This is a genomic window from Oceanobacillus polygoni, from assembly GCF_008304605.1.
GTDB lineage: Bacteria > Bacillota > Bacilli > Bacillales > Amphibacillaceae > Oceanobacillus > Oceanobacillus polygoni.
Genome location: NZ_PIJY01000024.1, coordinates 212,752 through 237,026, shown reverse-complemented (window position 1 = coordinate 237,026; position 24,275 = coordinate 212,752). Strand labels below are relative to the sequence as shown.

25 protein-coding genes are annotated in these 24,275 nt (G+C 37.1%); 10 read left to right on the top strand and 15 right to left on the bottom strand.

Annotation, left to right across the window (positions count from 1 at the left end):
- Nucleotides 1-12: 12 nt before the first annotated feature.
- From liaF to F1560_RS10315, 3 genes are all read right to left on the bottom strand, one after another.
- The gene (liaF, locus tag F1560_RS10325; protein ID WP_149474536.1) at nucleotides 13-789 is read right to left on the bottom strand and encodes a cell wall-active antibiotics response protein LiaF; all 777 of its coding nucleotides are present in this window, start codon (nucleotides 787-789) and stop codon (nucleotides 13-15) included.
- A 140-nt stretch (nucleotides 790-929) separates the two neighbouring features.
- The gene (locus F1560_RS10320) at nucleotides 930-1,499 is read right to left on the bottom strand and encodes a phosphatase PAP2 family protein (protein WP_246811926.1); all 570 of its coding nucleotides are present in this window, start codon (nucleotides 1,497-1,499) and stop codon (nucleotides 930-932) included.
- 124 nt (nucleotides 1,500-1,623) lie between these two features.
- A complete protein-coding gene (locus tag F1560_RS10315) occupies nucleotides 1,624-2,010 on the bottom strand; it encodes a DUF3221 domain-containing protein (RefSeq protein ID WP_275955849.1) in 387 nt (128 codons plus the stop codon).
- Between the two features lie 250 nt (nucleotides 2,011-2,260).
- On the opposite strand from F1560_RS10315, the gene F1560_RS10310 reads away from it, so the two are divergent.
- The 4 genes from F1560_RS10310 (at nucleotide 2,261) to F1560_RS10295 (ending at nucleotide 6,018) form a co-directional block, all read left to right on the top strand.
- Nucleotides 2,261-2,695 (top strand): ferritin-like domain-containing protein, encoded by a 435-nt coding sequence (locus tag F1560_RS10310; protein ID WP_149474533.1) that lies wholly within the window; start codon nucleotides 2,261-2,263, stop codon nucleotides 2,693-2,695.
- Nucleotides 2,696-2,967: 272 nt separating this feature from the next.
- Nucleotides 2,968-3,651: a phosphatase PAP2 family protein gene (locus F1560_RS10305; RefSeq protein ID WP_149474532.1), complete on the top strand. Its 684-nt coding sequence runs from the start codon at nucleotides 2,968-2,970 to the stop codon at nucleotides 3,649-3,651.
- A 182-nt stretch (nucleotides 3,652-3,833) separates the two neighbouring features.
- Entirely contained in the window at nucleotides 3,834-5,063 is a 1,230-nt protein-coding gene (locus F1560_RS10300; protein ID WP_245347623.1) for a CynX/NimT family MFS transporter, read from the top strand.
- Nucleotides 5,064-5,175: 112 nt separating this feature from the next.
- On the top strand, nucleotides 5,176-6,018 hold the full coding sequence (locus tag F1560_RS10295; RefSeq protein ID WP_149474530.1) for an aldo/keto reductase: 843 nt from the start codon (nucleotides 5,176-5,178) through the stop codon (nucleotides 6,016-6,018).
- A gap of 83 nt (nucleotides 6,019-6,101) precedes the next feature.
- Here the strand turns inward: F1560_RS10295 and F1560_RS10290 are convergent, their stop codons facing one another.
- The gene (locus F1560_RS10290) at nucleotides 6,102-6,620 is read right to left on the bottom strand and encodes a GrpB family protein (protein WP_149474529.1); all 519 of its coding nucleotides are present in this window, start codon (nucleotides 6,618-6,620) and stop codon (nucleotides 6,102-6,104) included.
- Nucleotides 6,621-6,747: 127 nt separating this feature from the next.
- Here F1560_RS10290 and F1560_RS10285 point away from each other — a divergent pair, with 127 nt between their 5' ends.
- On the top strand, nucleotides 6,748-7,923 hold the full coding sequence (locus F1560_RS10285; protein WP_149474528.1) for a M20 family metallopeptidase: 1,176 nt from the start codon (nucleotides 6,748-6,750) through the stop codon (nucleotides 7,921-7,923).
- A gap of 109 nt (nucleotides 7,924-8,032) precedes the next feature.
- On the opposite strand, the gene F1560_RS10280 is transcribed toward F1560_RS10285, so the two are convergent.
- The gene (locus F1560_RS10280) at nucleotides 8,033-9,247 is read right to left on the bottom strand and encodes an ABC transporter permease (protein WP_149474527.1); all 1,215 of its coding nucleotides are present in this window, start codon (nucleotides 9,245-9,247) and stop codon (nucleotides 8,033-8,035) included.
- Entirely contained in the window at nucleotides 9,240-9,986 is a 747-nt protein-coding gene (locus F1560_RS10275; RefSeq protein ID WP_149474526.1) for an ABC transporter ATP-binding protein, read from the bottom strand. The genes F1560_RS10280 and F1560_RS10275 overlap by 8 nt, the downstream gene beginning before the upstream one ends.
- A 611-nt stretch (nucleotides 9,987-10,597) precedes the next feature.
- On the opposite strand from F1560_RS10275, the gene F1560_RS10270 reads away from it, so the two are divergent.
- The 3 genes from F1560_RS10270 to F1560_RS10260 all read left to right on the top strand — a co-directional run bounded on the left by F1560_RS10270 (nucleotide 10,598) and on the right by F1560_RS10260 (nucleotide 12,459).
- Entirely contained in the window at nucleotides 10,598-11,023 is a 426-nt protein-coding gene (locus tag F1560_RS10270; protein ID WP_149474525.1) for an HIT family protein, read from the top strand.
- A gap of 356 nt (nucleotides 11,024-11,379) precedes the next feature.
- Nucleotides 11,380-11,901 (top strand): tryptophan transporter, encoded by a 522-nt coding sequence (locus F1560_RS10265; RefSeq protein WP_149474524.1) that lies wholly within the window; start codon nucleotides 11,380-11,382, stop codon nucleotides 11,899-11,901.
- A gap of 198 nt (nucleotides 11,902-12,099) precedes the next feature.
- The gene (locus F1560_RS10260; RefSeq protein WP_149474523.1) at nucleotides 12,100-12,459 is read left to right on the top strand and encodes a YtxH domain-containing protein; all 360 of its coding nucleotides are present in this window, start codon (nucleotides 12,100-12,102) and stop codon (nucleotides 12,457-12,459) included.
- Nucleotides 12,460-12,542: 83 nt separating this feature from the next.
- Here F1560_RS10260 and F1560_RS10255 read toward each other — a convergent pair whose 3' ends face one another.
- Entirely contained in the window at nucleotides 12,543-12,902 is a 360-nt protein-coding gene (locus tag F1560_RS10255) for a DUF1878 family protein (protein WP_245347624.1), read from the bottom strand.
- 796 nt (nucleotides 12,903-13,698) lie between these two features.
- Between F1560_RS10255 and F1560_RS10245 the strand changes: the two genes are divergently transcribed.
- Entirely contained in the window at nucleotides 13,699-14,583 is an 885-nt protein-coding gene (locus F1560_RS10245) for a peptidylprolyl isomerase (protein WP_149474521.1), read from the top strand.
- A gap of 100 nt (nucleotides 14,584-14,683) precedes the next feature.
- Here the strand turns inward: F1560_RS10245 and F1560_RS10240 are convergent, their stop codons facing one another.
- The 8 genes from F1560_RS10240 to F1560_RS10205 form a co-directional block, all read right to left on the bottom strand.
- Nucleotides 14,684-14,881, bottom strand: a complete 198-nt coding sequence (locus tag F1560_RS10240; protein WP_149474520.1) for a sporulation YhaL family protein — start codon at nucleotides 14,879-14,881, stop codon at nucleotides 14,684-14,686.
- 73 nt (nucleotides 14,882-14,954) lie between these two features.
- Nucleotides 14,955-15,902 (bottom strand): 3'-5' exoribonuclease YhaM, encoded by a 948-nt coding sequence (gene yhaM, locus F1560_RS10235; protein ID WP_149474519.1) that lies wholly within the window; start codon nucleotides 15,900-15,902, stop codon nucleotides 14,955-14,957.
- 40 nt (nucleotides 15,903-15,942) lie between these two features.
- Entirely contained in the window at nucleotides 15,943-18,882 is a 2,940-nt protein-coding gene (locus tag F1560_RS10230) for an ATP-binding protein (RefSeq protein ID WP_187773688.1), read from the bottom strand.
- Between the two features lie 5 nt (nucleotides 18,883-18,887).
- Nucleotides 18,888-20,108, bottom strand: coding sequence for a metallophosphoesterase family protein (locus tag F1560_RS10225; RefSeq protein WP_149474517.1), 1,221 nt, complete (start codon nucleotides 20,106-20,108; stop codon nucleotides 18,888-18,890).
- Nucleotides 20,109-20,274: 166 nt separating this feature from the next.
- Nucleotides 20,275-20,568 carry a hypothetical protein gene (locus F1560_RS10220; protein ID WP_149474516.1) on the bottom strand — a complete coding sequence of 98 codons (294 nt, stop codon included), beginning with the start codon at nucleotides 20,566-20,568 and terminating at the stop codon, nucleotides 20,275-20,277.
- A 247-nt stretch (nucleotides 20,569-20,815) separates the two neighbouring features.
- Nucleotides 20,816-21,322, bottom strand: coding sequence for a GNAT family N-acetyltransferase (locus tag F1560_RS10215; RefSeq protein WP_149474515.1), 507 nt, complete (start codon nucleotides 21,320-21,322; stop codon nucleotides 20,816-20,818).
- A 23-nt stretch (nucleotides 21,323-21,345) separates the two neighbouring features.
- Entirely contained in the window at nucleotides 21,346-21,732 is a 387-nt protein-coding gene (locus F1560_RS10210) for a hypothetical protein (protein WP_149474514.1), read from the bottom strand.
- The gene (locus tag F1560_RS10205; RefSeq protein ID WP_149474513.1) at nucleotides 21,729-21,941 is read right to left on the bottom strand and encodes a helix-turn-helix transcriptional regulator; all 213 of its coding nucleotides are present in this window, start codon (nucleotides 21,939-21,941) and stop codon (nucleotides 21,729-21,731) included. The genes F1560_RS10210 and F1560_RS10205 overlap by 4 nt, the downstream gene beginning before the upstream one ends.
- Before the next feature lie 162 nt (nucleotides 21,942-22,103).
- Here F1560_RS10205 and F1560_RS10200 point away from each other — a divergent pair, with 162 nt between their 5' ends.
- Nucleotides 22,104-24,149: a catalase gene (locus tag F1560_RS10200; RefSeq protein ID WP_149474512.1), complete on the top strand. Its 2,046-nt coding sequence runs from the start codon at nucleotides 22,104-22,106 to the stop codon at nucleotides 24,147-24,149.
- The last annotated feature ends 126 nt before the right edge of the window (nucleotides 24,150-24,275 follow it).

Below are 24,275 nucleotides of genomic sequence, written 5' to 3'. Positions count from 1 at the left end.
GATACAGCCCCCTTACACACGATCAATACGAATTGAACCAGCCTTTAGGTCGATATGGAAGTCTAACTTTCTAACAGCAGTATCGTAGTCATTCGTGTGATATACGAGTCTACGATTAATACCATCTACAGTCTGATCTAGCACCTTAATCTCACCAGCTTTCACCGTAGCATAAATACGAAAATCAACATTTTCTGGCAACACAATATTCACATCACCTGCTAGTGAATCAATTGTAATCGGTATTTTCTTTTCAGGAATGAACGCCTTTGAAAAATTAAAATAAAAATCTCCTGCCATATGTTTCAGGTGCATTGGCTCAACTTTCCAGTTCTGCTCATCAAACGTATGAGTCCCTACTGTGAACATCGAATTATTGAAATACTTCTTCTCTCTACCCGTATTGTAATCATATTTACCATTCATATCATAATCATAATTGAAATCGGTCGAAATCCTCTTGCGTCCGATTAATGAAAATCCAATATAAACAATGAGTAGCGGCCATAAATTAATAACATCTTTAAAAGCAAATGTCATCCAGTCTAACCGATCCATGATTAACAACGAACCAAATATTAGGAAAAAGGATCCAAAAATCCAGCTTCCTCCTCTTCTTCGTAAATAACGAATCAACCACATAAAACCAATCACAACAAAGAAAATCGGATAAATATAATGCCATGCGACACTAAAATTGAAGTCAATCACTTCAAGATTAGCCATAACAAGCATAACGCCAATAACGATTAAAAAAATCGCAAAGAAATAGCGAAAGAAATTTTTCATCTGTCTGTCCTCCTCTCAGAGTCAATCTGTGTATATAGGAGATTGCACTACACATCCTCTTTTTAACACGGACTATAAGCAAGTTACTAACCTTATCATAAACGTAGTCGCTCCTCCGTTAAACCATCTAGAGGATGCTTTTAGCTCCGACTTAAGACTGACTCCAACTTTTCATACACATATATGAGTCCTACTAAACAGATAAACCCAATTGCAAAGCCAGCGACAATATCGGTTAAATAATGGACATTAATAACATATCTGCTTACTCCAATCAGGAATATAAGTATGGTAAACGTCGTTTGAGTAATTACGATTAGAACATGCGACTTCATTTTCTTTATCAATAAATAAGCAATCAATCCATAACAAACTATCGAAATCATAGCATGTCCAGATGGAAAGCTATATCCTTCTGCATTAGCCGCAACCGAAATACTCGGTCTTTCCCTTACAACAACACCTTTAATAAACATATTCAATTGATGGGTAAGTAAAACCCCACCAGGGAAAAGAATAGCAACAAACCATTTTTTTAGTAACACACTTAACACAATAGTCATGACAACTACGAATGGTATAAGAAAAGACTCTGACCCAAGATCTGTCACCAACCGGAATGGTTGGTAAATAATTGAATCATGCAACCTTTCAATGAATTGACTTGACCATCGATCAATATATGGCACATAACCATTTACGATTTGCACAATCCAAACCCCTGTTATAATAAGGACTGTGACAAATAGTAACAGCAACAGAGTTCGACCCTTTTTCTTCAACTATTACACCTCTTTCTACACTATATACACATTTTCACATGTTTTGAAGTAATTATTTATCTTCAATTGTCACTTTAAAGGTATCCCCTTGTGGTATTTCGATAAATTCTATTTGCCATTGTTTTGATGCTGGATCAAACGCTATTAATCGCACCGCTACAAGCGCCGATTGATCTTCAATCGCTATCTTCAATACTTCTGCTTCTGTTAATTGAGATCCATCAGGTTGTGCACTTGAAACAATCTCCAGCTCGCCAACCTTAGACTGCATTGGATACGATTCTGCTATAGGTCCATCATACCAAACGTTCACTAATTGACCTGCTTCAACTTCTTTAGGTGCTCCAGACAAGCTGATTGCATCATAATATTCATGATCACTATCATGATTCTGAGCCTCCTTACTGACAACCAAAATACGCTCTCCAGTAGCATCCATGATATACCCAGTGATATCAGGATCCTTATTGGGCGGAGCACTTTCATTGGTACAAGCCACAAGCCGCTAAAAACAGTAACGAAGCAAGCATCATGCGTAAAAGCATTCTTTTACTTTTCATTCAAATCGCTCCCTCGCTCAAATTTTTTATGTTCTTTTATCTTACATTAATTTATGTTTCAAAAAAACTAGACCGGGTATTATATCTTTATACTTATAGTCCTATTTTTGAAAAAGGTGGAGATTACTAATGGAAAAAGATTTACAAAATTTAATTGATGGTTTAAATGAAGATTTATCTCATGAGTATGGTGCGGTTATTCAATACACATACAGTGCATCTGTTGTTTCTGGGTTATATCGTTCCGCATTAAAGCCATTTTTTGAAGAGGAAATAACAGATGAGCTTGGACATGCGCTCTATCTTTCTGAAAAAATCAAGGCTCTTGGAGGCATCCCAACAACAGAATCAGCTGAAGTACCTCAACCAACAGAAGTAAAAGCATTACTCGAAGCAACACTTCAAGCTGAGTCAGATACCATTACACGCTATGAAAAACGAAAAAAACAAGCAGAAGAACTTGGATTGACGGAGCTTGTTGTTAAATTAGAAGATTTAATTTCGGACGAGACACACCATAAGGAAGAAATCGAACGATTACTCGCTGATCCTCGGCTTTCTTAATAGAATTACCCCCCTTTATCAAGGATAGCAGGTAACATCTGCTATCCTTTTTTTCTTCTTTTAACACAAAAATTCTCTTAATAGTAAGTGAGGACTAATTATAATATAAAGGTAAATTTTTTCAACTACATATTCCAGTATTGATTTACTTCTACAATTACTTTTAGAATCATGGTATGATAGATAAATTAGATTTCAACAGATTTCTATAATGAAACTGGGAGAGTAGTAATAGAAAGAGTGATACTATCAGAAATACAAAATTATCAACCATGCCCTTTTTTCTAATGGGCCTTTTATTTTTACTATTATTCAGCATTGTTGCCTGGGGTGTCTATTTTGAAAGCCAATGGATTGCTGCCTTTGACTCATTATGGATCGAGCGGATTCAAGGAACGATATCAGAAAGAAAAACATCCTTTATTAAGATAACAACAGAACTAGGAAATATGAGGCTTATTATTGCCTTAACCATTCTTCTTGTTATTGTTTTATTTTTTAAGCGTAAGTATGCAGAAGGACTCTGGTTTGGTAGCACAATACTCTTTTGTGCTGCAATCGCTGGAAAGATTCTTAAAAAGGCTTTTGACCGAGATCGTCCAGCTTTTTTACAGCTTATCGAAAAAACGAATGAAAGTTTCCCGAGTGGCCATGCTACTGGATCAACTGTTTTTTACGGGCTTATCGGTTTAGTACTTGTACTTATCGTTGCAAATATTTGGATGAAATTTGTAGTTGGCTTTACTACGCTAGTGTGGATTGGATTCATATTAGTTACACGAGTTTATTTGGGGGTTCATTTTCCAACCGACGTGATTGCTGGATTTTTCTTTGGTATGGCTGCCACATTACTATCAATCGGGACTTACCTCATTGTTCAGCAACCGCTCCAAAGTCTGCTTCGTAAACTTCATTTAAATGATCAAAGTGACACCTTGATAAGGTCTAGTAATTAATAAAAAGGCGCCCGTATACAATACAGGCGCCTTTACGAAATTTGTGGCAAAGCACGATGTGTTCACATTCACATCTATTGCGTTGTGCTTTGACTTACACAAATCAGCTCATCGCAACTTTAAGTATAACATCATTTACCCAAAAGCACCAGACCGCAAATAGAATTAATGGAGGATTAAAATTGAATACGAAAGAATTACCATTAGAAAATCACCCAAAAAATAAACGGACAACTTGGCTTCTTATCTTCGGAATTATTCTAATCGGATCCAATTTAAGAGCGCCACTTACTTCTGTCGGAACACTCATCCCTTTTATCCGAGATGATTTAGCCATTTCCAATGCAATAGCAGGAAGCATCACCACACTGCCTCTAATTGCATTTGCACTTCTTTCTCCTTTTGTACCAAAACTAGCGAATCGGCTTGGAATGGAATGGACGATTTTTCTTTCTATGCTTATTCTAACCATCGGGATTATTATCCGTTCGTTAGCAGATGTTAGCTTTCTATTCATTGGAACACTCTTAATAGGGATAGCAATAGCATTTGGTAATGTGTTACTACCAGGATTTATCAAAATGAATTTTCCTTTAAAAATCGGAATCATGACAGGTGTATATGCCGTATCCATGAATATATTTGGTGCGCTCGGCGCTGGATTAAGTGTCCCTCTTGCTGGAGTTCAAGGTTTTGGCTGGCCAGGCGCTTTAGCAGTTTTCGCATGTGTTTCATTTTTAGCCATACTTGTTTGGGTTCCACAGTTACTTCAAAGAAAAGTATCTACTAACGCGATCGCTGAAAAGAAAAAGGGGAATCATTTATGGAAATCCGGATTAGCTTGGAAGGTCACACTATATATGGGATGTCAATCTTTTCTATTCTATACATTAATCACCTGGCTCCCTGATATATTACGATCAATTGGTTATGGTTCAAGTGCAGCAGGATGGATGGTTTTCTTAATGCAATTCTCTGTTATTCCGATCACCTTTATTATACCAATAATTGCAGAGCGCTTGAAAAATCAAATTGGTTTAAGCATCGTAACCGCTTGTTTATATGCGACAGGCATACTTGGATTGTTAATTGGACATCCATCTATCGTTCCTGTTAGTGCTATCCTAATTGGTATAGCCTCTGGTAGTGCATTTAGTTTGTCGATGATGTTCTTCACCTTACGCACAACAGATGGAAAACAAGCGGCAGAATTATCGGGAATGGCCCAATCATTTGGTTACCTGTTAGCAGCGACAGGCCCTGTTCTTATTGGTGCCCTACACGATATCGCAAACAGCTGGAGTATCCCATTGCTATTATTAATAGGTGTCATTGGATTGCTACTTCTTTCTGGGATTGGATCTGGCAGACAACGAACTGTTGGAGATAAACTTAAAGGTCAGCTCAGGTAATGTTAACGTTGAATTAAGTATCCTTTATTTTAGTAATAATCGATTAATTTATTTGAATTATTTATTGATATAGTGATAGGCTTAAATTATTATTAAAAGGGAGTGGTTCATAATGAGTAAATCAATTCCAGAGATTACGCTTCATGATGGAATGACTGTACCAGTTATTGGATTTGGTACATATAATCTAAACGGTAATGCAGGTGCAAATGCGATTACAAACGCAATGGATATCGGCTATCGATTAATCGATACAGCTTATAATTATGAAAACGAGGGAACTGTAGGGGAAGCTGTTAGACGCAGCTCAATTCCGAGAGAAGAATTAAGAATTACATCCAAATTACCAGGGCGTTACCATGAATATGATAAAGCTGTTACGACCATTCAAGAGTCCTTATATCGCGCAAATCTAGATTACTATGATCTATACCTTATTCATTGGCCAAACCCAATCCAAGACATCTATGTGGAAGCTTGGCAAGCGCTAATTGACGCTAAAAAATGGGGGCTTATTCGCTCCATCGGTGTTTGTAATTTCTTACCGGAGCATATCGATCGATTGGAAAAAGAAACCGGTGTGAAGCCAACCATGAACCAAATCGAATTACATCCATTTTTCAACCAAGAACAACAACGAAAGTGGCATCAAGATAATCACGTTCAGACCCAATCTTGGAGTCCCATCGCTCGTGCAAATGATGTTTTACAAAATGAAGTACTCCAACAAATTGCCAATAACCATAACAAAACAGTGTCACAAGTAATTTTACGATGGCATTATCAACTAGATGCAATTCCAATTCCTAAATCGGCATCACCTGAAAGACAATTAGAAAACATATCGATTTTTGACTTTTCACTAGACGAAACGGAAATGAACCTCATTGGAGAGTTAACCCGACCTGATGGCAGAAATAAAAATCAAGATCCAGCTGTTTACGAAGAGTTTTAAAATCAATAATATAGCGCATCATATGTAAGCCTTCGATGCGCTATATTATGTCCGTTTACAATTCCTGATGAGCGAATTACCTTTCACTCACCTTTCCTTCTCCATAACAGCGCTTTGCGCTCTAAATTCTGAACAAATGCATCCTTGCCATTCATATAAGCCTCCCAATCTTCTGGATGTTGCTCAGCTAATTTGGCTTTTAGATCCCCATACTGTTTAGCTTCCTCAGGATGACCCCTAAGATAATCTCTTACGGCTAAATGTCTGTTTATTTCCAACTCATTATCGAACTGGAACATATGAACATGGTGCGTACGATGCTCTCCGCCTTTTCGAAAGTAACGTCTCCCCTTTATTCCGAATTCCCCCAAGGGTTCATAGCCAAGTTCAATCATTTGCTCATTGAAAGTATCCACTTTTTCGATCTGTTTCACAACGGCTAACATATCAATAATCGGCTTCGCTTTAAGACCAGGAACAGAGGTGCTGCCAAAATGATGAATGGTTACTAATTCATCACTAAATATTTGTTGCATTTTTATCGCTTCTTCTTCGTACTTCAAACTCCATTGGTTATTATAATTCACTACTTTAACCTTCATGTTAACCCTCCAATTATTATCGGGGTAATGTCCGACTTAAAATATATAAAATTAAGTTTATGATTAATAACTCATGTTATAATAGAATAAACATAAAAGTGAATTAAATAAAGAGGTGGCGTTAACATTGTTAGAAAAGATACATCAATCAATCGATGAGCTCTATCCAGAAATGGTAGAGATCAGAAGATACTTGCATCAGCATCCTGAATTATCGTTTCAGGAAACAAAAACAGCAAAATACATAGCAGATTACTATGAAGAGCTCGGAATCCCTTATCAAACAGGTGTCGGTGGAAATGGTGTAATCGCAACATTAAAAGGAACAAAACCAGGCAAAACAGTTGCATTAAGAGCTGATTTCGACGCACTGCCAATTCAAGATGAAAAAGATGTAGCCTACAAATCCAAAGTTCCTGGTGTCATGCACGCCTGCGGTCATGATGGACATACGGCAACTTTACTTACACTTGCTAAAGTAATGAAAAAATACCAAGCTGAGCTTACAGGTACTATTGTCTTTCTACATCAGCATGCGGAAGAGTTTGCACCTGGTGGAGCGAAACCTATGATAGAAGCTGGTGCGCTCGATAAAGTGGACGCAGTATTTGGAACACATCTATGGGCAACCGTTCCTTTAGGCGTACTCCAGACTTCTAAAAAGGAATTTATGGCTGGTGCAGACCGTTTCGAAATAACAATCCAAGGTCAAGGTGGACATGGGGCATACCCGCATGAAACAAAAGACGCAATTGTCCTTGGCGCAGAAGTTATTACACAGTTCCAGCAAATCGTTAGCAGAAGAGTAGACCCACTAGAAACTGCAGTTTTAACAACTGGAATTTTTCAAGCAGGAAATGCATTTAATGTTATTGCTGATCAGGCGGAATTAGTTGGTACAGTACGGTACTTTAATGTGGATGTTCAGGAACTGATTATGAATGAGATGGAAAAAATCCTCAAAGGCGTTTGCACATCGAACGATGCATCTTACACACTGAATTATGTAAAAGGATATCCACCATTAATCAATCATCCTGAGGGAGCTGAAATTGTTATCGAGGCGAGCAAACATATCGATGAAATTCAGACTGCTGAGGAAATTTTACCTGTAATGGGTGGTGAGGACTTCTCCTATTATATGATGGAAAAACCAGGAGCATACTTCTTTACAGGTGCAAACAAAGAAGGGAATCCATACCCACACCACCACCCCAAATTTGATATTGATGAGAAAGCTTTACCAATTGCTGCTAAAACATTAATTGGAGCTTATTTAGAATACCAAAAAGGAAATGCATAATATACTTCCATAACGTTACAAGCGATAAAAAAATTGACGAAAAAAAGGAATACCCGTTCATTCATACAAGTAGACCAAATCAAAAAATGATTTGGTCTACTTATGTACATTACTTCAATCTCGGCTTAATATAGCCATTCACAAATAGAACGATAAAAAGCAAACCGCCCCCAAGCATGATTGCAAATCCCAAGTATTCCTGCATCAGTACAAACAGTAAGGCGAATAAAAGCGCCTGGACGATACTTAGTTGATAAACAATTTTGAGAACAGCACTTCTTCTATAAGTCAGTTCAACCGGATACAGGTCAAGCCACATATTCGTTCGGTGATGCTGATAAAGCGGCATCATCTGGAAAGTGCTCAAGTAGAGAAATAAAATTCCAAATAATACCTTCACCCATACATTTGGAATGAAATAAATGAATAATCCTCCAATTACAATCAGACGCACATACATCCCTAAATAATCTCCGCTGCGAACAAAGGAAATTCGAAATAAGTAATCATACGTATGCTTCTTTTCTAAGGGTACGCCTCTATTAACTAAATGAACAAGCCACTGCCTCTTTTTTACACGATTTTTCAAATGCGGAACATCGGCAAACATATTAGCTATCCTATAAAAGGTCTGCATGCGATTTTGATCTTTTTCAACAAGTAAATCCCAAGCCATTCCAGATTGTTTACTGGAATAATAATAATCATAGAGAAAAACAATGACAAATAAAATGGAAGTAATTCCTGCAAACAGCATGTCACCATTTACGATAAAATAAAAGGTAACTCCATTCAAAATAGTTCGGATTAGGAGATCAATATTTCGAATCCCCGGTTCCCTTACTTTAAGCATCCACCAATTTGCCAGTAAATTTGCCACTTTAAATAGTAAGAGCAGAACTAATGTAAGTAAGTAAATATTCCCTGCTCTTTCTGGATACGTAGCAAAATAAAGCGGTCCAAACGCTGCAGCGAAAAGCAAGATAAGATAAAGCTGAATGACAAAACTATAAATCAGCGCATTACGGAAATAAGCACCCATCTTTGCTTCCGCCACAATAAGAAAAACAAGGTCCGGTTCTTTTAGTAACGTTCTAACAGGGCTGTAGCTAACAATTAACCCAAATGTAATTCCAATAATCAAAGCCGTTGGGAAATTTTCTGGTAAATCTGTTAACCACTGTTGATAATAATAGGCAGATGCAGAAATAAAAAATAGGATTGCAAATGCCATATGACCATTAAAAATATATTTCAAATAACGGCTTGTCTCTTTTAAATGAGATGAAAACCGTTTTTTATAAAATTCATGCGAATCAAACATGGCTATCTTCTTCTTTCGTTAATTGCACATACAAATCATCCAACGTCGAACCAGGCATATCAAAGCTTTCTCTTAATTCTTCCAATGTACCAATTGCTCGAATAACACCATCATGCAAAATAACAAAGCGATCACAATAACGTTCTGCAGTAGCGAGAATATGTGTTGACATCAAGACACCTGAACCATTATTTTTCATACCATCCATTAATTGTAGATAAGATTGAATACCTAACGGATCCAAGCCTACAAAAGGTTCATCAACGATATAAAGCGGTGGTTCAATTAAAAACGCACACATAATCATTACCTTTTGACGCATCCCTTTTGAAAAATGGACCGGAAACCAGTTCAGCTTTTTCTCTAAACGAAATTCCTTTAAAAGCGGATGAAGTCTTGTCTCGAATACATCCTCCGCAATTCCATATGCCATCGCCGTTAACCGCAGATGCTCATATAATGTTAGTTCATCATATAATATCGGCATCTCAGGTATGTATGCCATTTGATTGCGATATGTTTCTGGTTTTTCCTTGTAGCTCTTTCCATTCACCTGCACGATTCCTTTTTTCGGCTGCATGAGACCAATTATATGCTTAATCGTCGTACTTTTCCCAGCACCATTCAAACCAATTAAGCCTACAATTTCTTTTGGTTTAACGTCAAATGAAATACCGTGCAATACATTTTTATGTGTATACCCTCCATGAAGGTTTTCAATATGTAATAAGGATTCCATCAAAGTCCCTCCTATCATTACTTTTGATTTTATCATTATTGGTGTACATTGCCAAAGGCAAACCCTACGACATTTTTCTTCAACTTTTTTTAAAATCCATGTATAGGATATTTATTTCGGAACAAAATAGAAAGGAAGAAACGAGGATGTCTCACTACAACAAAATCTTGTCATACGCAAATGAGGTGTTGACGATCGAATATCTAATGTAATTTCGTGTAAAAAACACAAAATGAGGTGTTAGTGTTCGATAATTACTCTGATTTTTCGTAAAAAAACGAGATGGGGTGTCAGTGTTGGCATACTAATGATAAAAAGCCCTTTTACCAGCTTCCGCTTCAACTGAAGTGGACAATTGGTATAATGGTTTTTGTAAACCAATGACGAATCATCTTGTATGATTTACAAGTGTTTACAGTTCCCCAGCATTAGTTAAAACATCCTCTTTCTTCTTATAGCAGGCAGATCCGCTCAAGCGGGTCTGACCTGTTTCTTTATTTTGTTCACATTTGCTCCTTTTTCAGAAAATAATAGGAATTGCTTTACATTTGTCCCTATAAGTTAATACAATGAGAGTAAACATACACTATTATTAAAGGAGAGATGGAAAAATGAGTCATGAAGATTGTATTTTTTGTAAAATAATTAATGGGGAGCTCCCTTCCGCTAAAGTATATGAAGACGAGCATGTTTATGCATTCTTGGATTTAAGCCAAGTCACAAAGGGACATACACTTGTTATACCGAAAACACATACGAAAAATATTTACGAAACCCCACCAGAGGTTGCGAAAGAATTGTTTGCTCGAGTTCCAATCATTGCGAATGCAATAAAAAAAACATACAGCCCATTAGGAATGAATGTTTTAAACAATAATGAAGCACCAGCAGAGCAGTCTGTCTTTCATCTTCATCTCCACCTTATTCCAAGGTATGGCGAAGGAGATGGCTATACACCAAACTGGACCGTACATACGGATGAATACACATCAGAAGATCTACAAACTATTGCCCAGGAAATTAAAGCAGCGATATAAGTACAAAATCGGAAGCTTCCTGTTAGCGGCATTCGGACTGCGACCCGTGTTTTCGGATGGTTCGACGAGAAACATTCCTACGTAGGAGATTCACTCCAAGGATAAGATGATCTATGACTTTCGCCGTTATGTGCGAAAAGTCAAGTTCATCTAAAAGGAAACATGCTCCTGTAATAGGTATGCCGACGTTAGGCTTTAGCGCTTCGTAAACGTGGCTATTCCAGCATATAGTAAAAATTAGCGCTTTTAATTTTCAATAAATTCTGCTATACTATTGCTAACATTTCGCAACTGACAATGAGTGTACAGTTGGAAATAGAAAAGCTTGAGCAAAGAATAGATGAGGAGAGTTAAAAATGAATACGAGAATTTTGATTATTTTATCCCTGTTAGTAGGTATTGGCGCTGTCTTGCATGCAGTTGTACCACCTATGCTTTTTGGTGTAAAGCCAGATATGCTGTTGTCTATGATGTTTCTTGGAATTTTATTGTTTCCTAAAGCAAAATATGTTCTTATTCTATCCATTGCAACAGGTATCATTTCAGCATTAACAACATCGGCACCAGGCGGACAAATTGCCAACATTATTGATAAACCATTAACAGCATTTGTGTTTTTTGCCTTATTCTTACTTGTGAAAAACAAGGTGAAGATTACATTAAGTGCGCCTATATTAGCTGCTATTGGCACAATCATTAGTGGTTCTATCTTCCTTTCAGTTGCACTATTCATTGTCGGATTAATGGAAGGTGGATTCCTAGCATTGTTTGTTGGTATTGTATTACCTGCCACTGCATTAAATACCGTCATCATGATTGTTATTTATCCAATTGTACAAGGAATTATGAAACGATCCAAACCAATAACAGTAGCTTAACCTATTTCTAAAACCTCTGGCACAACATTGTCAGAGGTTTTTTTCATGATTTTCCGCTTTGAAGTAGCTTTATTCCCGCTTATTTTTTATAATCAAATTAGTGAAACCTTTTCATATATTTGCTATCTATAAAAAATGTTTGATAGCCGTATGAAAAGTGGAAATGATATAATAGAAGTAGGAAAGGAGTGCGTGGCTATGTCTAAAGGAAAATCATTTATACTAGGACTGCTTGTCGGGGGGACAGTTAGTGCGGCTGTCACATTATTAAGCACACCTGAATCAGGAAGAGATGTACGTGTTCGTGTAAAAGATCAAGGAATGGAATTAAAACTCCTTCTGAATCGGTTAAAAGTAGAAGGGTTACGACTACAGCAACAAATTAAACACACGTCCAAAGAGGGTGCTGTCCTCATTAAAGAGTTGACAGATGAAATTAGAACGTCTGTTGAGGAATGGAAAGAAACCGTTGAACCCCACCAAGAAAGTATTTACCAATCATTGGAACAAATTGAAACAAGTTTGAAAGACCTTGAAAATAAGGTAAAAAATCATTAATTTAAGCAACAAAAAAATGAGACAGTTACCACTTTGGTAGTCTGTCTCATTTTAAGTTATAGGAAAAACTACAATCGCTCTGTTTATCTTCTACGATGTTTTCTGTCATAGTCCTCCAATATCTTGCTGAACTCCGCCATGAGCAATGGATAATACCCTTCTAATTTTAATGCTTCAATTGTCTGATTCGGATCAAGTTTCTCATTCAACATACCTGCAAATTGAATGAGTAACGATGTAAAGTCGAGCAATCCCTCTTCTTTTTGAAGTTCATATGCTTCATTTAAACCTTGAATCATGTCCATCATTTCGTTAAATTCTTTGCGGGTGAGATTATGTTCAATAATCAATTTGATAACGGGGTATTGATTCATATCTATTATTTTGGAAAGTAATTGTATATGAAATGATGAGCTGTCATTTATACTTTCAAGTTCCCCCAATACAATTCCCCCTTAATAGCATATCTACAAAACACTATTTTCTCTGTATAGCTGTGTTTTTTGAATACAAAGCGACCCAATTCACTGATTGATAATACTTTACGTCTATTTCGTGTTCGATTCACTAAATGTGAAACTACTATCAATGATTTATTATTTTTCGTCTTTCTACTATTATACAGAAACATATAACACAAAAAAAGCTTCTTTCACTTTATTCATGACGATTCATCCGTTAACACGTATAACTTTAAATGCAGCAAAGGGAAATAGTATACATTAGTAACTATATCATTCTAGTTGCTAAAAGATAATTCATTTCTATATTTTTCTTCACCTGCCTCTGTTCATCCAGCTCTTCTTTTGGTAGAGTAAAGATTACAAGTGTACATTGAATGAGAGGAGTTCAAGTCATGATCATTTTTTATATGTGCTTTGCTTTTATTGTTTTGCTCATTTTCAACACCCTAACAAAATCCTTCTGCACAAAAATGCAAATGGACATACATAAGCAAGCTAAAATATTTCGTGTCATTAATATGATTATGGTCGCATTACTCGTATGCTCCTACTTACGTGTCATGAATGTGACAGTTTAACGGTATTTTATAGGTATTTTACATAATACTATTTTTTCTAAAAGGAAGTATGTTATATTTATCATTGGCAGATAATAAGGTATAAACCATTCTTATCTGCATAAGTGCAACTAAGTCATCCGCCCAAAGACCTGGCGAATACCAAGTTTTCTAATGAAAACTAGAACCAACATACAGATTAGGAGTGTTTAGAGACGATGAAGAAACTAGCCTTGGCTGCTATTATTACAGCAGGTACGCTCACATTAGCAGCATGTACGAATAATGAAGCTGATTCGGAAGTAGTTGTTGAATCCGAAGCAGGAGATATTACAAAAGAAGATTTTTATGAAAAACTAAAAAGCCGTAACGGGGAAGCTATCCTCGAAGAAATGATTACAATTAAAGTCCTTGAGAATAATTATGAAGTTACTGATGAGGACGTTGATTCTGAGATTGATTCCATGAAAGAAGCATATGGTGATCAATACGATTCGATTATCGAGCAAAACTTCGGTAATGAGGAAGAATTACGTGAAATTATTCGCATAAGCTTGCTACAAGAAGCAGCAATCGCTGAAGATATTGAGATTACCGAAGAAGATCTTGAAGAAGAATATAATCGCCAAAACACAGAGATTGATGCGCAACATATTCTTGTAGCTGATGAAGAAACTGCAAATGAAGTCAAACAAAAGCTGGATGATGGTGAAGATTTTGCAGAATTAGCAGAAGAATATTCGACTGATGGATCGGCAGAGGATGGCGGGAATCTTGGATACTTCTCAACTGGTGAAATGGTGCCTGAATTTGAAGATGCTGCATATAGCATGGAAGCAGACGAAATTAGCGATCCTGTACAATCACAATTTGGATTCCATATTATTAAAGTAAATGATGTTCGCGATAAGGAAGAAAGTATCGGTGAATTTGAAGACGTAAAAGAAGATCTTCGCCGTGAACTCTTAACAAAACGAATGGATGTTACAAAAGTCCAAGAGAAAATGGACGCACTTATCAAGGACGCCAATGTTGATATTAAAATCGATGAGTTCCAAGACCTTTTTGAACAACCAGAAACAGAAGAAGAAGCCCAAGGATAAAAGAAAAACACAGAACATCTATATTTTCTAGTGGAATGATAAACAACTCCGAAAAAATACCATAGGCTGTCAAGGTGAATAAACCACCTGACAGCCTATTTTAATTGGAACCTTGTTGTTCTTTTCTTGATTCACGGCGTAATCTATCCTCCTGAATACGCTCCATATAGATTTCCCCTTCACGCTCAATAAACTGGTGATCTAATTTTCTTTCTGCAAGCATTGCTCGGAATGCCATATATCCGCTGAGGAAAATCAAAACAATTACAGCTAAAACCCATAATGGAATTTCTGTCATCTATAAATCCCCCAATCTTGTCCATACTTTCTATTCTATATATATGAACAAAAATGAGGAAAATAACTATTGCTTACTTTTCTTCAAATAATGGTTTATAAAATGCTCGATTATCCATCGCAAACAACCGATCTGTAAACTCACCAGGGATAACTTTGTCTAAAGCGCGATTCAGCATATTCATCTTCGCATCAATTAAATCAATAAGATGAAGGAGTTCCGCTTCCCGCACTAGTGGGGGTGTTGGGCTTCCCCATTCTGCTTTTCCATGATGACTTAAAACAAGATGTTGCAGAATGAGCACTTCTTCTCCTTCTATTTGCAATTCCCTAGCCATCAATCCAATTTCTTCCACCATTATCGGGATATGCCCCAGTAATTTCCCTTCTAATGTATATGTAGTTGTAACAACCCCTGAAAGCTCCCTCAGCTTACCAAGATCATGCAAAATAATACCTGCATAGAGAAGATCTTTATTAACCTGTGGATAAAGCTTAGACAACTCTCTGGCTACCTGTAACATGCTTACAATATGATGAGCTAAACCAGATGCATATTCATGGTGATTTTTAGATGCTGCTGGATAGGTGAGCAATCCTTCTTGATATTTTTTTATAAATGCTCTAACTATCCGTTGAATGACTGGATTTTTCATTTCAAAAATAGCCTCTGTCAGCTTTTCCGTCAAATACTCCCGATCCACGGGGGCTTTCTCTACAAAATCAGAAAGCTTTACACCGTCCGTTTCCTGTGCTGGTCTCACCGATAAAATTTTCAATTGGTTCTTACCTCGAAATTGGTTGATCTCTCCTGTCACCCGAATAATCTGCTCTGCAATAAAAAGAGCTTCATCATCCGTTGTTGCATCCCAAAGCTTTGCTTCTATTTCACCAGTCGCATCACGCAATATTAAGGTTAGGAAAGGCTTCCCATTGCTCGTCGTACCTTTGGTAGCTTCCTTGATTAATAGAAAATCATCGAACGTCTCCCCTACTGCACTATAACCTATTCCTCTTTTCATATATTCGCCACCCCTTCCAATTTCTTAAAAAGTATCTGTTTTATAGCTTTTTCGTTATATCAATTTGCTTCATTTCCGTTACAGCAGAAACGATTTCCTGTTTACACGTAAATAGTACCACTTGTTGTTTCTTCGCAACTTGCTGAAGAATAGCGATTATTTTCTTTATTCGATTGGCATCAAAATGCACAAAAGCATCGTCAATTATAAATGGTAAACCATGCTTTTCACTCATAATTTTACTAATCGCTAGCCGCAATGATACGTAAAGCTGATCAATTGTTCCCTGTGACAATTCATTTACAGTGTATCGTATATTGTCACTTGATTCTACTTGAAACGGATTACTTTCAGTTGGAGCATAGACTTGAATGTACGTTTCAGCCGTTATTTCTTTAAAATATAATGTCGTTACTTCCATGACCTTTGATAAATAATTCGCACGGTAATTCCGCTTTGTCTCCGTGAGCATTTCCTTAGCAGTTTTTAAAACTGCCCATTCTTTCGCCAGCTGATTGAAGTGTTCTGTTTCCATTTCATATTGATGGAGGCTAGTAGAATAGGACTCGGATGATTCCATTGCAACAAGCTCTGCTTTCGCATCTGCAAGATTTCCTCTGACCGTTTCTAACTGTTCTTCCAACGATTTCTGCATGCTTTCTGACTGTTGTCTTTTCATTTCTAACGCTGTTTCTGTTACGATTGTTTCCGTATATTGTTGGTAGCTTTCCACTGATAATAAATTCCTAAGCTGAGCAGTAGTTTTCTCTAATTCCATTTCAAGTGTATGTTTTTCCTCGTATTGTCTAGCTTGCTCATAAAATAATTCCTCTGTATCAACTGCAGCGATTTCAAACAAACGTTGCATTTCTATTTCATACGTTTGCATCGATTGTCCAATTTCATACTGTTTTTCTTTTAATTCGGCTATTAATTGTTCGTAATACGTCAGCTCTTTTTGCTTCTCTTGCTGCATCTTAACGATCTCTTCAATAGCTTCTAGCTTTCCTTCGAGTGTTTCTTCTTCATCGCTAATACCCGCATGTTCTACAAAAAGATCTAGCCTACGATGATAGTTTGCAAGTTGCCGCTCAATTACAGCTGTCTCATCCAGATGACTTTGCCAATCTTTTATTAATTTCAGCACCTGTCTTAAATGGTGATACAGTTCTGGCCAATACACAATCTCCAATCGCTTTAAAAAAGGATAGCTTTCAAATTGGTTATGAATTTGTTGCTGTAATCTGCGATCTCGTTCAGCGAATAGATTTTGCTTTTCATTCCATTTGATATACTGAATATGTCCAAGCTTCTCTTGCTCTTGAAATGCTGCTAGTTCATGTTTATATTTATCTTGCATATCCAGCAGATCCTCAGCTTCTCTTCGCTCTTCTTCCGTGACATGTTCGCTCGATTGCTGGCGATATGCTCGGAGTACGCTATCAAACTGCTTATGGTTGCGCTTTGTCATAAGCCATTGTCCAATTCCCAAAACAAGCACAATTAACATCACGGTATAGAGCCAGCTATAATCGGTAATTAATGCACCTACACCTGCAAGAACAGCAGTAATAATACTTCCAATCAACGTGTTCGAAGTTCGCTGTTTTTCTTTACTACGTTCCTTTTCTCTATTTTGTGCATCCTCATTTAGCTTTCTTAAAAGTTGGTTTGATTTAAAAGCATGTAATCGGTCGCGCAACTCATGTACATGACTATCTGATAAAAGCAGATCTTCAAGCTGTTTGATTTGATTGTCTATATAATTTTTCTCTTGCTTTAGCTGCTTTTCCTCGTTTTCTAACTGTTCAGCTTCAAGCTTGAGCTGTTCCGTTTCGTTTTTTAATTTTGTCCATGCCTTTTCCAAGTAAAAAGGAAGCTCTAGACTAGCGAGCTCATCAACCTGCATCCCTAATTGCAACCGATCAACTTCTTCATTTATCTGCAGTTCATGACGGCTGATTGCAAGTTTTAATTTTTTTAATTCGTTTAGCCGCGATAGAATCTGTTGCTTCTCGGAAAGAATACCGTCTGCTTCCATTTGGATTGTCTCAGCGTATAAATCGAGTTTTAAAGTCGCTATTATTTGATTATACTTTTTTTCATGATCTGTAACGACATTCCATTCACTTTGGAGTGGTAACAGCAATTCCTTCCATTTCTCCAAACGCTCGACGCCATTTTCTGGAAACTGAATCACCTTCGGATAATTTTCAAGCTCCTTTTTGAACTTGTGATATTCTTGGATTATCGGTAGTGCATGAAGCTCCTTTTCAATCGTAAATGCAAATTTATTTTCCTCTTTTAAATCCCGTTGTAGTTTTGCGAGCTTTTGCTCTAATTGTGCAGCTGTGTCCTTTTTTTCGCGATAGGAAACCTCTACCTCACGAAAGCTTTGCAAAGCATCGGAGACACGTTTTAACGATTCTATTTTCTGATTCATCACTGGCTTTTTACCACTTGGTTTAAATAAATCCCCAATTTTTGCATCTAACTTTTTCTCAATAGAATAAATGTTGTTTGAACCCGTCATTCCAATTCCAAGGAGTACTTCACCTAAGTCTTCATCTTTCATGCTTCGAATATCCGATAAATCTAATGCAGAGAAAGAGAAAATAGATTCATATGTTTTGACTGTCATGCCATTCAGTCGTTCCTTCAACCAAGCTTCATCATGTGTTTCACCATTCTCCGTAAAACATACCGCAGCACCATTATTTACTTCATCCAAACGTTCAATTCGAAATTCACCAACTTCTGGATGAAGCAGTGTCATGGTCCCCCCCATCTTTCCGCTCGTTTTCGGACGATAAAAGGCGCGTTGCTTGGGCGCGAGACCGAATAACATAAAGAGGATAAATTTTTGAATCGTTGACTTACCAGATTCATTTTCTCCATAAATACACGTTGCTTCTGAAAATTCAATTGTATGGTCAACCCATTTACCAAAGCCATGAATCGTTGCATGGAGGATTTTCAAATCATTCACCCCTTCAGCAGCTCTCCGAACAGGAGCTGTTTTGCTTCTTTTTTTATTTCTTTTTCTTCTTCAACTGACAATGGCTCTAAATATCTTCTAGCCTGTTTATGCTGATATAATTCTCCAATATATGGGAGTATCGATGTATCTTCAATTTGACGAGATAGCTCGCCCATAAAATGATTGTCATTCACCATATCTTCATCAAAGATAGCTTGCTTTACTTCTGTTGAGACACGAAATATATATTTCCAGTTCGTTTCAGTAATAGTTGTTTCATTAACAAGGTCCATTATATCCTCTATTTGCTTCTCGTTTTCCCACAGCTTTAAACTTGGATAGTCGCTCGTTAGTGTTAAATCAATTAACTGCGTACCCGTCAGATCTGAAATCTCCTGTAAAATTGCCTTTTCTAAATCATGGATTTGCTTACAATGAGCAACATCAACACTTTTTGATTGAAACTCAATAACCTGTAAGGGAATAAAAGTAAGCTCAGCCTGTTGATCCTTTAATGTAACATGGTAACAGCCCTTTTCGCCTGTTTCTTTTCTGTTCCGCCCTTGAATATTCCCTGGATACACAATCGGAGGAGAATGCTTTAATATTTCTCGTTTATGAATATGACCGAGTGCCCAGTAATTAAAATCTTCTTCTACTAAATCAGAGATCTGGAATGGAGCATATACATCATGATCCGTATTACTTACAATACTTCCATGCAGCATCGCAATATGATAGGCAATTTCTTTGTTGTTCATTTTATATGATTTTGCTTTTCTATCAAAAACAGCACGATTTTCATAACTAAACCCGTAAATTTGCGCTAGATCGACTCCATTTTTTGTAAACGTAAAATTGCTCACTTTCTCATCCGGGAAAATAAACACATTTTCTGGATAGGTTACTGGATAACGATTCCCTTTTATGTAATCATGATTTCCATAGGATAGATATACGTAAATCGAATGTGACTGTAATTTCTCAAAAGCACGTCGTAATCGAATTTGAGCTTTCAAGCTTTGCTTTTCACTATCAAATAAATCCCCAGCAATCAGAATAAAGTCCACTTGTTTATGAATTGCTACCTCAATTAATCGATCCAATGCGGCAAATGTACTCTCACGAACTTGATGGAAAATGGATTCCGGTATATTACTCAATCCTTTAAAAGGGCTATCCAAATGCAAATCTGCTGCATGGATAAATGATATTTCTTCTGCCATCTCGGATCCTCCTTTTTTATGCGTATTGATTTCGCTCAGAAATAGTTATATGATTAATTTCATTTTACCAAACCACGAAACAGAATGCACGTTCTATATAATAGAAGAAAAAACGCCCATATTAGTTGAAGGAATACGGACGTTTGAATTGCTTATCTTTTCTTTGTCACCACTTATACCCCGAATAATAAGGGCCGTATTGTGGGTATGGAGGTTGCATAGGATACGGTGGATACACTGGATAAGGTTGATATACAGGGTAATATGCCGGACCTGGTGGATAGAATAGCGCACCAGCAAGCAGACCACCTGCTACTCCACCTAGAAACGGCAAAAAAGGAAATCGTAGGTGACCATCGAAATCGTGCTCACTTCTATAGAAAGGGTAATGTACATATGCCGAATACGGGTACATATCAGAGTCAGATTCTACAAGGGACCCATTTTGTTCTTCATTCATAAATTTTCCCTCATTTCTTTATAGCTCTCTCCACCATCCTATGCATCTGCCTAATTTAACTATTGGGCGAATGTACCTTTTTTAAAAACTTTCCTAAAGCCATTTTGGAAGAACGTAGCAGATACTGTTTATCAATCATAAACTTTTTATCAGCTGAAAATTATTTGTCACAGGAACGTTTTTAATCATATTTTGCTATAAGGAATTTCCTGTAGTATTGCTCCTCTAATCATTCCTCAACTTCATTCTAAAGCGGGCGGCAATATCTTAATGAGATGTATGCATCATTTCCCCCATTGCCATAGCCAGCCTGTTCATGTTCCAGTTGAAATCCTCTCGCTTCGTAAAAAGGAATTCCTTTGTCATTCCCTTTTTGAACCGAGACCCATTGCTCTGCAGCATTATACTGCTTTTGCTGCGTTGTAATCACATCCAATAGCATCGAACCTATTCCTTCATTCCTTCGACTCGGGTCTATGTATAAGACAAATATTTCTCCTGATGTGTCTCCAATCATTCCACCGCCACCTGCACCAATCACTTCATCGTTTTCAATTGCTACGAAATAGCCACCCCATGATCTACTTTCCTCTGTTACTTCATCTAAAATTCGGTCATGATTATAAAATTCTTGAACAACTCTCTTAATGTATTCCTTAGAATGCGTTTCTCCATAGGTAGCCCAATAGCCCTCTGTGCAAACCTTAGCGATACCAGCCACATGGCTCGCAATTGCCTTTTGGATTTTTATCATCGATTTCTTCCTCCTTATTTCATTTACGACTTACAACGAGTGCACCAATGCCGCTGAAAAATAGATAAATCATAACAGCAATTATTAAATAGTATATCGTGATTTTTTTCTATACCCATCAAGCTCACAACAGCTAAGCCTATAAGCAGAGTACCAATAAAAATATTTGCTGCATACGCATAAAATTTTTGCATGTTATGGACTGTTCGTTCATCAAAATCTGGGGTCTTATCTTTTTTCAAGCGCATTCGAGCAACATCAACCCCAACCATCAATAATAATGCAGTAAATGACCCAAGTATGCTAGCGAAGTCCAAATTTCCTTTAAGCAACTGGCCAATCGTCATCCCAATCACACCACCAACTGCCCCAAATGTAAAAATCCATTTATGCATTTTTCTTTTTTTCATTCTTCTCCCTCCTCTACTAATGTAAATACTTCTTCTATTGGAACATCAAAGTACTTAACAATCTTAAGTGCTAGCTCAAGACTCGGGTTATATTTATTTTTTTCGATTGCTGTGAATGTTTGTCTGGTTACCTGTAAATCCTCAGCCATTTGAATTTGCTTTATCCCCCTTTCTAATCTAATTTTCCGTATGTTATTTTTAACCGGCATCATGTCACCTTCCAATAGGTAAAGATATCTTTACTTATTTTATAACATATAGAAGCTATGACGTAAAGATTTCTTTACCTTTTATTTGATTAAAAAGAATATGATAGAAAGCACTCTTTTGGGAATGTTACATAGTAACTATGTACAGAAAGGAATTTGTCTATGAGTGAGACACCTAAGATTAATGAAAATAGTAAGCAAGAACAATTAGAGCAATTCCGAGTGGACGATGCAAATCAGAAAATGACTACAAATCAAGGTTTAAAAGTATCAGAGGATGAGCTTTCACTAACCGCTGGAGAACGCGGACCAACACTTATGGAAGATTTCCATTTCCGGGAAAAGATGACCCATTTCGACCATGAGCGGATTCCAGAGCGTGTTGTTCATGCTAGGGGTTCTGGTGCGCACGGTGTATTTGAATTATATGAATCAATGAAGCCATATACGAAGGCAAAGTTTTTACAAGATCCGAATGTAAAAACACCTGTGTTCGTTCGTTTTTCTACCGTTGTTGGTTTTCGTGGTTCCTCGGATATTGTGCGTGATGTACGGGGTTTTGCAACAAAATTCTATACCGAAGAAGGTAACTATGATTTAGTTGCAAACAATATGCCGGTATTTTTCATTCAAGATGGTATTAAATTTCCAGATATTGTTCATGCGATTAAACCTGAACCACATAATGAAATCCCCCAAGCTACTGGTGCACATGATACGTTTTGGGATTTTGTTGCGAATAATCAGGAATCCGCACATCAAGTAATGTGGTTAATGTCAGACCGGGCAATTCCTAAAAGCTACCGGACCATGCAAGGATTCGGTATTCATACATTCCGCTTTGTAAATGATCAAGGAAAGGCGCATTTTGTCAAATTTCACTGGATACCAAAGCTTGGTGTGCATTCACTTGTATGGGATGAAGCGCAAAAGATCGCTGGAAAGAATCCTGATTTTAATCGTCAAGATTTATTTGATGCCATTGAAATGGGCAATTTCCCTGAATATGAATTCGGTGTTCAAATCATTGAGGAAAAAGATGAGTTTTCCTTTGACTTTGATATTCTCGATCCTACGAAATTATGGCCGGAGGAAGATGTTCCTGTAAAAATTATCGGAAAGCTAACATTAAACCGAAATGTCGATAACTTCTTTGCCGAAACAGAACAAGTCGCTTTCCACCCGGGGCATGTCGTACCAGGAATCGACTTCACGAACGACCCGTTATTACAGGGACGCTTATTTTCCTATACCGATACACAATTAATCCGTTTAGGCGGGCCTAATTTTCATGAGATACCAATTAATAAACCTGTTTGTCCATTCCATAATAATCAAAGGGACGGATACCACAGACAAACGATTAATAAAGGTCCTGTCGCTTATCATAACAATTCACTTGCTGCGAATACGCCATCTCCTGCAAGTGAGTCAGAGGGCGGATTTGTTCATTATCAAGAGAAAGTAGAAGGAAAAATTGTGAGGTCTAGAAGCGATAGTTTCAATGACCATTTCTCACAGGTAAAATTATTTTGGAATAGCATGAGCCCAACCGAAAAAAATCATATTATTAGTGCTTTTAGCTATGAATTAGGGCATGTGAAAAATATGGCAATTCGCCAACATGTAGTGGATATGTATGGAAATGTCGACTCAGCGCTAGCTACCGAGGTTGCAAAAAATATTGGAGTAAACCCACCAACTACAGAAGAGTCAAACGTTACAAAATCTTCTCCAGTACTAAGTCAAGAAAATACATTTATGTCACATGAAACACGTAAAGTTGGTGTGATTTTACAGAATGGTTTTCAGGGGGAAGAAGTAAAAGAAGTCTTACAAGGCTTGAATGTATCCAAAATTATGTATGAAACGATTAGCGATAAGCAAGGAGTTGTAACAGGTACGAATAATGTGGAGCTCAAAGTTGATGAAACCTTTACAACAACTGGTGCAGTGTTATATGATGCCATCTATATCATCGGCGGTAGTGAAGTTGATGAAGCATTTTATAAAAATGCCGAGCATTTCGTTAATGAAGCTTTCAAACATTACAAACCGATTGGTGCATCTCATGATGGTGTAAAATGGCTTGAAGAAAGTAATCTGATCGGGAGCCCAGGCGTTGTTGACGGCAGTGGTCAAAAATTCATCAAACAGTTCATTGAAGCTATTGGAGCGCACCGACATTGGGATCGAAACGTAATTTGATACTTGCTTGAGATTGAATAGGTGTGTCTGCCTTTTATTGTGAACATCAGCTTTTTTGTTTCGAATATCAGCCAATTAAGCGTGAACATTAGTATTTCAATAAAATAATTAAAATGCATTTCGAAA